Here is a 12,457-nt window from a genome sequence, read left to right as displayed (position 1 = left end):
TGGATAATACGCATAATTCGCCGGAAGTGGTATCCGGTTTAGCCAAAAAGCAGGCAGGTCGTGATGGATATTGTATTTATAGAGCAACTTTCGGTAATCACCACAATTGGTGTTTACGACTGGGAACAGACCATCGAGCAGAAGTTAGTGTTCGATATCGAAATGGGCTGGGACAACCGCAAGTCAGCAAAAAGCGATGATGTGAATGACTGTCTGAGCTACGCCGACATCAGTGAAACGGTCATCGGCCATGTGGAAGGACAGCGTTTTGCGCTGGTGGAACGTGTGGCGGAAGAGGTGGCGGAACTGCTGCTGACCAAATTCAACTCACCGTGGGTGCGCATCAAGCTGAGCAAGCCGGGAGCGGTAGCGCGTGCGGCCAATGTGGGCGTGATTATCGAGCGTGGCACAAATCTGAAAGGTAAGATTTAACGTCATAATTGCTAAACCATTTTAGGTTATATCGGTCTTATAGCTGTATCTTTCACGGGAGCCGTTGGGGCGACCGTTTTTTTATATCTTTTTAGGGGTTTATAGATGAGCGATATGCACTCGCTGCTGGTGGCGGCAATACTGGGTGTGGTCGAAGGATTGACGGAGTTTTTGCCAGTTTCCAGTACGGGCCATATGATTATCGTTGGCCATCTGCTGGGCTTTGAAGGCGATACCGCAAAGACGTTTGAAGTCGTCATTCAGCTCGGTTCTATTCTGGCGGTGGTCGTGATGTTCTGGCGTCGCCTGTTTGACCTGATCGGCATCCACTTTGGCCGTCTGCCGCAGCGTGAAGGCGAAGGCTCGGGACGCCTGACGCTCATTCATATTCTGCTCGGGATGATCCCCGCAGTGGTGCTGGGCCTGGTTTTCCACGATGCCATCAAATCGCTGTTTAACCCTATTAACGTGATGTACGCGCTGGTGGTCGGTGGCTTCCTGCTGATTGCTGCCGAAGTGCTGAAGCCTAAAACCCCGCGTGCGGAAGGGCTGGACGATATGACGTATCGTCAGGCATTTATCATTGGCTGCTTCCAGTGTCTGGCGCTGTGGCCGGGCTTCTCCCGTTCTGGGGCAACGATTTCCGGCGGGATGTTGATGGGCGTGAGCCGTTACGCGGCGTCGGAGTTCTCGTTCCTGCTGGCGGTGCCAATGATGATGGGCGCCACCGCGCTGGATCTCTACAAAAGCATTGGCTTCCTGACCACGGGTGACATTCCGATGTTTGCCGTGGGCTTTATCACCGCCTTTATCGTGGCGCTGATTGCCATCAAAACCTTCCTGCAGCTGATTAAGCGTATCTCGTTCATTCCGTTCGCGATCTACCGCTTTATTGTCGCGGCTACCGTTTACGTGGTCTTCTTCTGATGACCCACTGCCCTCAGTCTTTCGGCTGAGGGCAACGTTTTTCCTTCCACGCCGTTACGGCCTCAATTCGCCGTTTCGTCAGCTCTTCACGAATTTCCGGGCCTTTAAATCCTGCCTCGACAACGTCTTTCGTCGGCACCGCTTTTGCCACAATCCACGCTTCGCGCAGCAGTCGCCCCTGAGGGTAATCGGATGCTTCAAACCCGGTGCGGCCGCGAACGTCGGCTTCGCTGGTGAGTGCGATCTGCTCCACGCGCTGCGGCTTGCGCCAGGCGTCGATATTATCGAACAGCTTCACGATAGTGGCGGGTTTCAGGATCGGGAAGGTGTGGATCAGGTCGTGGAATTCCGCGACCAGTTTTGCCAGGTCACGGATCTCATTCGGCACGCGCAGGCGCTGGCAAAGCCCTTCTACCAGCTTTACGCCTGCCGGGCCGTGACCATGATGCCGTGGCCAAAATTCTTTCGGCGTTAAGCCTTTGCCGAGATCGTGGCAGAGGGTGGAAAAACGCACGTCTACTTCAGGACTGAGCATGGCCGCCATGCTCAGCGTCATCAGCGTGTGCACGCCGGTATCAATTTCCGGATGCCATTTTGCCGGCGCGGGTACGCCAAACAGCGCGTCGATTTCAGGGAACAGCACCTTCAGTGCGCCGCAGTCACGCAGGACCTGGAAAAAGACCTGTGGGTTGCGGGTGGTCAGGGCATTTTCCGTCTCTTTCCAGACGCGCTCCGGCGTCAGGTGTTCTAATTCGCCCGCCTCGGTCATGGCCGTCATCAGCGCCATCGTCTCATCCGCAATGCGGAAGCTCAGATGGGCGTAACGCGCGGCAAAGCGCGCCACGCGCAGAACGCGGAGCGGATCTTCAGAAAATGCCGGGGAGACGTGACGTAAAAGACGGTTGCGCAGGTCATCCTGCCCGCCGTAGGCATCTATGATATGGCCGTTTTCGTCCTGTGCCAGGGCGTTAATGGTGAGATCGCGGCGCAGCAAATCCTGCTCCAGCGTCACATCCGGCGCGGCGTAGCAGGTGAAACCCGTATAGCCGGAGCCGGATTTCCGTTCGGTACGCGCCAGAGCGTACTCTTCGCGGCTTTTCGGATGAAGAAACACGGGAAAATCGCGGCCTACCTGCTGGTAGCCCGCGTCGAGCATCTCTTCCGGGGTGGCGCCAACGACAACCCAGTCTTTATCTTTGACCGGCAGACCTAACAACGCATCACGTACCGCACCACCGACCAGATAACTCTTCACGCCCAACTCTCCCGTTTTCTCTTTTCCAGAATGATACGTAAGTCTGGCAGAGAAGACGAATTAGTTCATCCAGCGGTCTTTACGCTTGCGGCTTGGGATAAGATGCGGCAGGACCAGACCCAGCACCAGACCCACGCCCAGCACGCCGCCGCCATACATAAACCACTGCATGATGATGGTGCGCTGCTTGTCATCAAGCTGCAGATTCGCGGCGTTTACCTTTTTCTGCGCGACGATCAGCTCGTTTTTGAGTTTTTGATTCTCTTCTTTCAGACCGTTAATCACGCTGTCGCTCTGTGCCACTTTCTGCTGCATCTCTGCGGTGCGCTGGTTCCAGGTACCGTCGATGTTGTTCAGCTTGTCGGTCAGGGTCTTCACCTGGTTTTCCAGATCCGGAACGCGCGTGCGCAGGCTTGGTACGGTGCTCAGCTCTTTCAGCGGGATCCAGGAAGTACGACCGGTACTGTCGCGAACCTGACCATAGTTGGTGTCCGCGTTGGTCTGTAACAGGGTGACTTCCTCGCCGGCATTCACCGTGCCCACGAGGCGATAATTATCTCCGGGGCCACTGCGTACCCAGGTGTTCAGTTCGTCAGAAACGTAACGCTTCTCTTCAGCGTGCACTGCGGTTGCGGCGCTAAAAGCGAGTAAAGTAAGTCCAATCAGGCGTAATTTAAGCATCATTAGTCGTTATTTTCATAAATAGTGGAACGATAGTAGTGGCAACAGTGTCTCTACGCAAAGCATTCGTCAGCAATCAGAATCATCTGTGTCACGACTCTACACATTTACGCCCGTCAAATTGCTCATTGCATGGCAATTTGGCGCAAAATACTATGTACTGACAAACAAATGGCGAGGAAGTTCGCCCTCATTGACGCGTCTGTGACGCCCGCAAAAGTACAAGGCTATGGCTCAGGAAATCGAATTAAAATTTATCGTCGAAAAAGATAGCGTTGACGCGCTCCGCCAGCATCTGCATACGCTCTCCGGCGAGCACCATGAACCCGTACAGTTGCTCAACATCTACTACGAAACGCCGGACAACTGGCTGCGTAGCCACGATATGGGGCTGCGCATCCGCGGCGCAAACGGGCGCTACGAGATGACGATGAAAATCGCCGGCCGCGTGGTCGGCGGTTTGCACCAGCGCCCGGAATACAATATCGACATCAGTAAGCCAGAACTTGAGCTGGATCGTTTCCCGGCGGAGGTCTGGCCGGAAGGTGAACGGCCTGCCACGCTGGCAGAGCAGGTACAGCCGCTGTTCAGCACCGATTTTTGCCGTGAGAAATGGCTGGTGACGGAAGGTAAGAGCCGCATTGAAATCGCGCTGGATTTAGGCGAAGTGAAGGCGGGTGAGTTTCAGGAGCCTATTTGCGAGCTGGAGCTGGAACTGCTGGAAGGGGATGCGAGCGACGTGCTGAAACTGGCGCGCAAGCTGGTGAGCCAGCCGGGTTTACGTCAGGGCAGCCTGAGTAAAGCGGCGCGCGGTTATCACCTGGCGGCCGGGAATGCGCCACGCCTGCTGAGAGAGACCCCGATTCTGCGTGTTGTTCCGAAGGCCAGCATTGAACAGGGCATGGAAGCGGCGCTGGATCTGGCCCTCTCTCAATGGCAGTACCATGAGGAACTCTGGGCGCGTAACGTGAAAAATGCCAGCAAACAGGTGCTGGCCGCCATTAGGCTGGTGCGTCATGCCCTGGCACTGTTTGGCGGTATCGTACCGCGTAAAGCAAGTGCTCACTTACGTGACCTGCTGACCCAAACTGAAACGCTGATGCATTCCGATGTCTCCGCGCAAACGGTGATCTACAGCCCGCAAAACGCCGCGGCAAAACTGGCGCTGACCGAGTTTCTGGTGACGCGCGGCTGGCGCAGCTTCCTGGATGCAAAAGCGCAGACCAAAATCGCGGATAATTTTAAACGCTTCGCGGATATCCATCTTTCCCGTCACGCTGCCGAGCTGAGAACGACCTTCGCACATCCGCTGGGTGACCAGTACGGCGATCAGCTTCCCCGTCTGGCGCGTAATATCGACAGCATGTTGCTGCTGTCGGGGGCGTATGAGGGCGTGAAGGCGCAGGCCTGGCTGGAAAACTGGCAGGGGCTCAAGCATGCCATTGAAACCCGTCAGCAGATTGAGATCGAGCATTTCCGCAACGAGGCCATTTCGCAGGATCCGTACTGGCTGCACAGCGGAAAACGTTAATTCTGGCAAGGAACCCCTGATATGCCGCTTTCTTCGCAGTTACAGCAGCACTGGCAGACCGTTTGCGAACGTCTGCCCGAGTCTTTACCGGCGTCATCGTTAAGTGAGCAGGCCAAAAGCGTGCTCACGTTCAGTGATTTTGTTCAGGAAAGTGTGAGTGCCAACCCGGACTGGCTGGCAGAGCTGGAGAGCGCACCGCCGCTGGCGGATGAGTGGCGGCAGTATGCCAGCTGGCTGCAAGCCGCGCTGGCAGATGTGGCTGATGAAGCCACGCTGATGCGCGTTCTGCGTCAGTTCCGCCGCCGGGTGATGGTACGCATTGCCTGGGCGCAGTCGCTGGCGCTGGTGAGCGAAGAGAGTACGTTGCAGCAGTTGAGCGAGCTGGCGCAAACGCTGATCGTCGCCGCGCGAGACTGGCTCTACGCCGCCTGCTGTAAAGAGTGGGGCACGCCGTGCAGTGAAGAAGGGGTTCCGCAGCCGCTGTTGATTCTGGGGATGGGGAAGCTGGGCGGTTGCGAGCTGAACTTCTCCTCAGATATCGACCTGATTTTTGCCTGGCCGGAAAATGGCTCGACGCGCGGCGGGCGCCGCGAGCTGGACAACGCCCAGTTCTTTACCCGCCTCGGCCAGCGTCTGATCAAGGCACTGGACCAGCCGACGCAGGACGGCTTTGTCTACCGCGTGGACATGCGCCTGCGCCCGTTTGGCGACAGCGGTCCACTGGTGCTGAGCTTTGCCGCGCTGGAGGATTATTACCAGGAGCAGGGGCGCGACTGGGAGCGTTACGCAATGGTCAAAGCGCGGATCATGGGCGACAGCGACGACGCTTATGCTAACGAACTTCGCGCCATGCTGCGCCCGTTCGTTTTCCGCCGCTACATTGATTTCAGCGTGATCCAGTCTCTGCGTAATATGAAAGGGATGATTGCCCGCGAGGTCCGCCGCCGTGGGCTGAAGGACAATATTAAGCTCGGCGCGGGCGGCATTCGTGAAATTGAATTTATCGTTCAGGTCTTCCAGCTCATTCGCGGCGGGCGAGAGCCGTCGCTGCAGTCGCGCTCGCTCCTGCCGACGCTGAGCGCCATTGAGCAACTGCACCTGCTGCCGGACGGCGACGCGCAAACCCTGCGCGAAGCCTATCTTTTCCTGCGCCGTCTGGAAAATTTGCTGCAAAGCATCAATGACGAGCAGACGCAGACATTGCCGGGCGATGAGCTGAACCGGGCGCGTCTGGCCTGGGGCATGGGTGCGGACGACTGGGCGGCACTGACCGAAACGCTGGACGCACACATGGCAGGCGTGCGCCGCATCTTTAACGATCTGATTGGCGACGATGAAAGTGAATCCCCGGATGATGCGCTCTCCGAGCACTGGCGCGAGCTGTGGCAGGATGCGCTCCAGGAAGATGACACCACGCCGGTGCTGACGCACTTAAGCGATGATGCCCGCCATCGTGTGGTGGCCTTAATTGCCGATTTCCGTCTCGAACTGAACAAACGCGCCATCGGGCCGCGCGGTCGTCAGGTGCTGGATCATCTGATGCCGCATCTGCTGAGCGAGGTCTGCTCGCGAGAAGACGCGCCGGTGCCGCTGTCGCGCATGATGCCGCTGCTGAGCGGGATTATCACGCGTACCACCTATCTTGAGCTATTGAGCGAGTTTCCGGGCGCGCTGAAGCACCTGATAACGCTCTGCGCCGCGTCGCCGATGGTGGCGAACAAGCTGGCGCGTTACCCGCTGCTGCTGGACGAACTGCTCGACCCGAACACGCTCTATCAGCCGACGGCGACGGATGCGTATCGTGACGAGCTGCGCCAGTATTTGCTGCGCGTGCCTGAAGAGGACGAAGAGCAACAGCTTGAGGCGCTGCGCCAGTTTAAACAGGCACAGATGCTGCGCGTGGCGGCGGCCGATATTGCCGGAACGCTGCCGGTGATGAAAGTGAGCGATCACTTAACCTGGCTTGCGGAAGCGATTATTGACGCGGTTGTTCATCAGGCGTGGGTGCAGATGGTGGCCCGCTACGGTCAGCCAAAACATCTGGCCGATCGAGAAGGGCGCGGCTTCGCGGTGGTGGGTTACGGCAAGCTGGGCGGCTGGGAGCTGGGATACAGCTCCGATCTGGATTTGATCTTCCTGCATGATTGCCCGGCGGACGTGATGACCGACGGCGAGCGCGAAATCGACGGGCGTCAGTTCTATCTGCGCCTGGCCCAGCGCATTATGCACCTGTTCAGCACCCGCACTTCGTCCGGCATTCTGTATGAAGTGGATGCGCGCCTGCGCCCGTCCGGCGCGGCGGGCATGCTGGTGACCTCAACGGAATCCTTCGCCGATTATCAGAAAAACGAAGCCTGGACGTGGGAGCATCAGGCGCTGGTGCGTGCCCGCGTGGTCTATGGCGATCCGCAGCTGCACGCGCAGTTCGATGCGATTCGCAAGGCGGTCATGACCACCCCGCGCGAGGGCAGTACGTTGCAGACCGAGGTGCGCGAGATGCGCGAGAAAATGCGCGCGCATCTGGGCAATAAGCATCGCGATCGCTTTGATATTAAAGCCGACGAGGGAGGTATTACCGATATTGAATTTATCACTCAGTATCTGGTGCTGCTGCACGCGCACAACAAGCCGAAGCTGACGCGCTGGTCGGATAACGTGCGCATTCTGGAACTGCTGGCGCAAAACGACATTATGGACGAGCAAGAGGCGCAGGCCTTAACCCGCGCCTACACCACGCTGCGCGATGAACTTCATCACCTGGCGTTGCAGGAGCAGCCGGGGCATGTCGCGCTGGACTGTTTTGCCGCAGAGCGCGCCCAGGTGACGGCAAGCTGGCAGAAATGGCTGGTGGAGCCGTGCGTAACAAATCAAGTGTGATATTATCGCGCGCAAATTGTGAATCTTTCTGGAGTCAGGAATGAAAGTAACACTGCCAGAGTTTGAACGTGCTGGAGTAATGGTTGTCGGGGATGTGATGCTGGATCGCTACTGGTATGGGCCAACCAGCCGTATCTCTCCGGAAGCGCCGGTACCGGTGGTTAAGGTCGATACCATTGAAGAGCGTCCCGGCGGCGCGGCAAACGTGGCGATGAACATTGCCTCCCTGGGCGCACAGTCGCGTCTGGTTGGCCTGACCGGCATCGACGATGCGGCGCGTGCGCTGAGCAAGTCGCTGGCGGACGTGAACGTGAAGTGCGACTTCGTTTCTGTTCCGACCCACCCAACGATTACCAAGCTGCGCGTGCTGTCGCGCAACCAGCAGCTGATCCGCCTCGACTTTGAAGAAGGGTTTGAAGGCGTTGATCCTGAGCCGCTGCACGAGCGCATTAACCAGGCGCTGGGTAATATCGGTGCGCTGGTGCTGTCCGACTACGCTAAAGGTGCGCTGGCGAGCGTGCAGACGATGATTCAGCTGGCGCGTAACGCTAACGTGCCGGTGCTGATTGACCCGAAAGGCACCGATTTTGAGCGCTATCGCGGCGCGACGCTGCTGACGCCAAACCTCTCTGAGTTCGAAGCGGTGGCGGGCAAGTGCAAAACCGAAGAAGAACTGGTTGAACGCGGCATGAAGATCATTGCTGACTTCGAGCTGTCTGCGCTGCTGGTGACCCGCTCCGAGCAGGGGATGACGCTGCTGCAGCCGGGCAAAGCGCCGCTGCATATGCCAACCCAGGCGCAGGAAGTGTACGACGTGACCGGTGCCGGTGATACGGTGATCGGCGTGCTGGCGGCGACGCTGGCAGCGGGTAACTCCCTGGAAGAGGCCTGCTACTTCGCGAACGCTGCGGCGGGTGTGGTCGTCGGCAAACTCGGGACCTCAACCGTTTCCCCTATCGAGCTGGAAAACGCGGTGCGCGGGCGTGCCGACACCGGTTTTGGCGTCATGACCGAAGACGAGCTGAAAGTGGCTGTTGCCGCTGCGCGTAAACGCGGCGAGAAAGTGGTGATGACCAACGGCGTGTTCGACATTCTTCATGCGGGTCACGTCTCTTATCTGGCGAATGCGCGCAAGCTAGGCGATCGTCTGATTGTGGCGGTCAACAGCGATGCGTCGACCAAACGTCTGAAAGGCGAAACACGTCCGGTGAACCCGCTGGAGCAGCGCATGATTGTGCTCGGCGCGCTGGAAGCGGTGGACTGGGTGGTGTCGTTTGAAGAAGATACCCCGCAGCGCCTGATTGCTGGCATTCTGCCGGACCTGCTGGTCAAAGGCGGTGATTACAAGCCGGAGCAAATCGCAGGTAGCGAAGAGGTCTGGGCCAACGGTGGCGAAGTGATGGTGCTCAACTTTGAGGACGGATGTTCAACCACCAACATCATCAGGAAGATCCAGAAAGACAGTCAGTAAAAAACGGGCCAGTTGGCCCGTTTTTTTCATGTCGCGTGGCGGCTGCGCCGCGATCATGTAGGCCCGGTAAGCGAAGCGCCACCGGGCACAACAGGCCGCACTTATGCCTGATCATCCACCGGTGGAATCGCCGGTGCCGGCTTCACTTCTTCCGGTGCATGACGGTTTTCCAGCTCGCTCAGACGCTGTTCCAGCAGCGCCAGCTTCTCGCGGGTGCGCAGCAGAACCTGCGTCTGCACGTCGAACTCTTCGCGGCTAACTAAATCAAGGCGAACCAACTGCGCCTGCAGCGTCTGGCGGATTTTCTTCTCAACGTCATCACCAAATTCACGAATGCCTTTTGGCATGGATTCATGAACCTGACGCGCAATTTGCTCAATTTTCTTTGGGTCAATCATTGTCGTTTCCCTTGATGGAAAGGTGTCAGTGTCCATTGTAGCGCGTCATGCCCGGGGTAAACAAAATTGTTTGATGCTTATGCATTGCCCAGCATAATCAATAGCGTTATAGTTATCTCGCTTATTCTCAGGGCGGGGCGAAATTCCCCACCGGCGGTAAATCAGCTTCACGCTGAAAGCCCGCGAGCGCTTTGGGTGACTACTCAAAGGTCAGCAGATCCGGTGTAATTCCGGGGCCGACGGTTAGAGTCCGGATGGGAGAGAGTAACGATCCAGTCGGGCATGGGCCCGCTCACGTTATCTTTTTGCCGCTTGTTCGGCGCTCCTAAGACTGCCCTGATTCTGGTAACCATAATGTTAATGAGGTTTTTTTACCATGAATCAGACGCTACTTTCCTCTTTTGGCACTTCAATTCAACGTGTTGAACATGCACTGGATGCACTGCGCGAAGGCCGCGGTGTGATGGTGCTTGACGATGAAAACCGTGAAAACGAAGGCGACATGATTTTCGCTGCCGAAAACATGACCGTTGAGCAGATGGCGCTGACCATCCGTCACGGTAGCGGCATCGTATGCCTGTGTATCAACGAAGAACGCCGCCAGCAGCTTGATCTGCCAATGATGGTTGAAAATAACACCAGCGCCTTCGGGACCGGTTTTACCGTGACCATTGAAGCTGCACATGGCGTAACCACTGGTGTGTCGGCGGCTGACCGTTTGACCACCGTGCGTGCAGCCATTGCGGATGGGGCGAAACCCTCCGATCTGCACCGTCCTGGCCACGTCTTCCCGCTGCGTGCGCAGCCGGGCGGCGTGCTGACCCGTGGTGGTCATACCGAAGCGACGATCGATCTGGTGACCCTGGCAGGCTTTAAACCTGCTGGCGTGCTGTGTGAATTGACTAACGATGATGGCACCATGGCGCGCGCGCCGGAGTGCATCACCTTTGCGCGTCTGCACAACATGCCGGTAGTCACGATTGAAGATCTGGTGGAGTACCGCCAGGCGCACGAGCGCAAAGCCAGCTGAAACCGCTGATGTGAAAAAGCCGGGGAAACCCGGCTTTTTTGTGGCTAGTGGTAGTTAATTTTAAACAGCACCACCGTTTCGAACGGACCTGACTGAATGGCTTTTCCCGCGTCGGGGGAGAGCTCCGCCGTATAGGTTTGTTCATAGTTCAATGTACTCCCGGTGAAATCCGCATACTCTTCGTAGTGGTTGAAGGTATAAGGCTGGGTTCCATTGAGGATACGTAGCTTTAAGCCATTTCCAATCAACAGGGCAGTATCGTTTTCGGAGAGCGACTCCGTCGTGTAAAACGATGAGTCCATTTTAAAGCCATCTGAACACTGGGCGTCCTGCACTTTCGTGGTTTTAACCGTAAAGGTGCGGTTGCGCGTTTGCTGATTCACGATGTCGCGCGCACTGAAGGTACCGAAATCAATCTCCTGGTTCTCAGGATAAATACTGAAGGTTGCGCCGCAGTCGAGGACGGTAATGTTTTCTAACCCGTTAATGTGGTACTTGAGGTTTTTTGCATCGGCCATCTGGTTAACCCCGCCTTTTCCGTCAAACTGCACCACGACGTAGTCCCCCAGCGAACTTTTGTAGCCGTGCGGCGGAACGGCCTTTATACGAACGTAAAGGCGCAGTCGGGCAATGAACGTGCGCGTGGTGTGAATATCATTGGCATTGCCTGAGCATAGCCGGTTCTCCCACCCCATTTGCTTAATTTGTTCCGGGGTGTACATGGTGATGTTGTTATTATCAAGGCACTGGCGGGTATCTACGCCGTTTGGCTGCCCCGTCGCGTCATAATCCATGCCTTCATAGGTGACCCCCAGCTCGTAGTAAGGGTCGGAAGCGGCTGGATAGGGGTTGACCCAGGCATAGACGTCCTCTTTTTCGAAGCTGCCGGCCACATCGTGGTTACAGGTGACCGGGATTTTAATGTCGTCAGATTCCCAGATCTTTTGCCCCACCTGTGCATTGCTGGGGATAGCAAACGGACTGATCGTTTTTGTCTCTTCCACCGGGCCGCCCTGAGCGCCCAGATAGCAATCGAGCGCCAGCGCGGCTTTTAAGGGCAGCAGCGCCAGCAGCATCGCGATCAAAACATTAGTGAGCTTTCGCATCGCTTGTGGCCTTCGCATCCTTAAGTTGGCAGGTCGACGTCCCCTGACAGGTTGCGTCAAGCTTTCGCAGTGCGCCGTAATCGTCGATATAACCAATGCTGTAATAGCTGCCGTGATAGCCACCGGTGGTGACAGAGGCGCTGGCAAAAGGTGCCAGCATCAGGCTGTCAAAGCCGGGCAGCATGGTTTTACCATTTTTGCTTAGCCAGGCGAGGGTGAGGTAATAAGGTGTAGGGTTATGAATTGTCAGCCCTTTTGCCGTTGCCGTCACCTCCATGCGCATTTCAGAACGATCGCCTGCTTTTTTCACGATAGCCTTCGGGCGCCAGAACAGCTTGATACGGCTCTGCATGGCGACCTGCATGACGCTGCGATCATCGTCGAGGCTGGCGCTTTTTGGTGGCACTTCGCGCAGGTTGAAGTAGAAGAGCGATTCCCGATCTTTTGGCAGCGCGCTGGTGGCCGCCTGCTTCACGATCCTGACCTGGGATGACGATCCGGGCTCAATGCGCTGGATCGGAGGAAGCGCCATAAAGTGGCTGTCTTCCTTACGACCGTTTTCGTCTTCGATCCAGGAGAGCGCAAGATAGGGGAGCGTTTTGCTCTGGTTATCGACCTTCAGGCTGCTGGCCTTGTCGGTTTCGGGAAAGACGATGCGGGTACGATCCAGATTGATGGCCGCCTGGGTGGCGAATGCTGTACCGATCAACATCAGGCACAGGCTTTTCAGTGGAGTGAGTTTCATCATA

Annotated in this window: 11 protein-coding genes and 1 riboswitch; of the genes, 6 read left to right on the top strand and 5 right to left on the bottom strand. The window is 57.0% G+C overall.

The window, feature by feature from the left end; translation table 11 throughout:
• Positions 1–63 precede the first annotated feature (63 nt).
• Together folB and bacA are read left to right on the top strand one after the other, a co-directional pair.
• Positions 64–432: a bifunctional dihydroneopterin aldolase/7,8-dihydroneopterin epimerase gene (folB, locus tag L383_RS08900; RefSeq protein ID WP_014885275.1), complete on the top strand. Its 369-nt coding sequence runs from the start codon at positions 64–66 to the stop codon at positions 430–432.
• A gap of 105 nt (positions 433–537) precedes the next feature.
• Positions 538–1,359: an undecaprenyl-diphosphate phosphatase gene (gene bacA / locus L383_RS08905; RefSeq protein WP_023331326.1), complete on the top strand. Its 822-nt coding sequence runs from the start codon at positions 538–540 to the stop codon at positions 1,357–1,359.
• 13 nt (positions 1,360–1,372) lie between these two features.
• Here the strand turns inward: bacA and L383_RS08910 are convergent, their stop codons facing one another.
• Together L383_RS08910 and L383_RS08915 are read right to left on the bottom strand one after the other, a co-directional pair.
• A complete protein-coding gene (locus L383_RS08910; RefSeq protein ID WP_014885273.1) occupies positions 1,373–2,614 on the bottom strand; it encodes a multifunctional CCA addition/repair protein in 1,242 nt (413 codons plus the stop codon).
• A 60-nt stretch (positions 2,615–2,674) separates the two neighbouring features.
• Positions 2,675–3,295: a TIGR04211 family SH3 domain-containing protein gene (locus L383_RS08915; RefSeq protein ID WP_014885272.1), complete on the bottom strand. Its 621-nt coding sequence runs from the start codon at positions 3,293–3,295 to the stop codon at positions 2,675–2,677.
• Positions 3,296–3,524: 229 nt separating this feature from the next.
• Between L383_RS08915 and L383_RS08920 the strand changes: the two genes are divergently transcribed.
• The 3 genes from L383_RS08920 to hldE are packed head-to-tail and all read left to right on the top strand — an operon-like array spanning position 3,525 to position 9,174.
• Positions 3,525–4,826, top strand: coding sequence for a CYTH domain-containing protein (locus L383_RS08920; RefSeq protein ID WP_023331324.1), 1,302 nt, complete (start codon positions 3,525–3,527; stop codon positions 4,824–4,826).
• Between the two features lie 21 nt (positions 4,827–4,847).
• Positions 4,848–7,703, top strand: a complete 2,856-nt coding sequence (glnE, locus tag L383_RS08925; RefSeq protein ID WP_023331323.1) for a bifunctional [glutamate--ammonia ligase]-adenylyl-L-tyrosine phosphorylase/[glutamate--ammonia-ligase] adenylyltransferase — start codon at positions 4,848–4,850, stop codon at positions 7,701–7,703.
• A 40-nt stretch (positions 7,704–7,743) separates the two neighbouring features.
• Positions 7,744–9,174, top strand: a complete 1,431-nt coding sequence (hldE, locus tag L383_RS08930) for a bifunctional D-glycero-beta-D-manno-heptose-7-phosphate kinase/D-glycero-beta-D-manno-heptose 1-phosphate adenylyltransferase HldE (RefSeq protein WP_014885269.1) — start codon at positions 7,744–7,746, stop codon at positions 9,172–9,174.
• 101 nt (positions 9,175–9,275) lie between these two features.
• Here the strand turns inward: hldE and ubiK are convergent, their stop codons facing one another.
• On the bottom strand, positions 9,276–9,572 hold the full coding sequence (ubiK, locus tag L383_RS08935) for a ubiquinone biosynthesis accessory factor UbiK (protein WP_014885268.1): 297 nt from the start codon (positions 9,570–9,572) through the stop codon (positions 9,276–9,278).
• Positions 9,573–9,691: 119 nt separating this feature from the next.
• Positions 9,692–9,842: riboswitch (FMN riboswitch) on the top strand.
• 106 nt (positions 9,843–9,948) lie between these two features.
• On the opposite strand from ubiK, the gene ribB reads away from it, so the two are divergent.
• Positions 9,949–10,602, top strand: coding sequence for a 3,4-dihydroxy-2-butanone-4-phosphate synthase (gene ribB, locus L383_RS08940; protein WP_014885267.1), 654 nt, complete (start codon positions 9,949–9,951; stop codon positions 10,600–10,602).
• A 44-nt stretch (positions 10,603–10,646) separates the two neighbouring features.
• Here ribB and L383_RS08945 read toward each other — a convergent pair whose 3' ends face one another.
• Positions 10,647–11,708 carry a type 1 fimbrial protein gene (locus L383_RS08945; protein WP_014885266.1) on the bottom strand — a complete coding sequence of 354 codons (1,062 nt, stop codon included), beginning with the start codon at positions 11,706–11,708 and terminating at the stop codon, positions 10,647–10,649.
• Positions 11,692–12,453 carry a fimbrial biogenesis chaperone gene (locus L383_RS08950; RefSeq protein WP_032629504.1) on the bottom strand — a complete coding sequence of 254 codons (762 nt, stop codon included), beginning with the start codon at positions 12,451–12,453 and terminating at the stop codon, positions 11,692–11,694. Before L383_RS08950 ends, L383_RS08945 begins: the two co-directional genes overlap by 17 nt.
• Between the last annotated feature and the right edge of the window lie 4 nt (positions 12,454–12,457).

The organism is Enterobacter sp. MGH 37, from assembly GCF_000534515.1.
GTDB classification, from domain to species: domain Bacteria; phylum Pseudomonadota; class Gammaproteobacteria; order Enterobacterales; family Enterobacteriaceae; genus Enterobacter; species Enterobacter kobei.
Note: the sequence above shows the minus strand (reverse complement) of the source record. Positions and strands in the feature narration are given on the sequence as shown.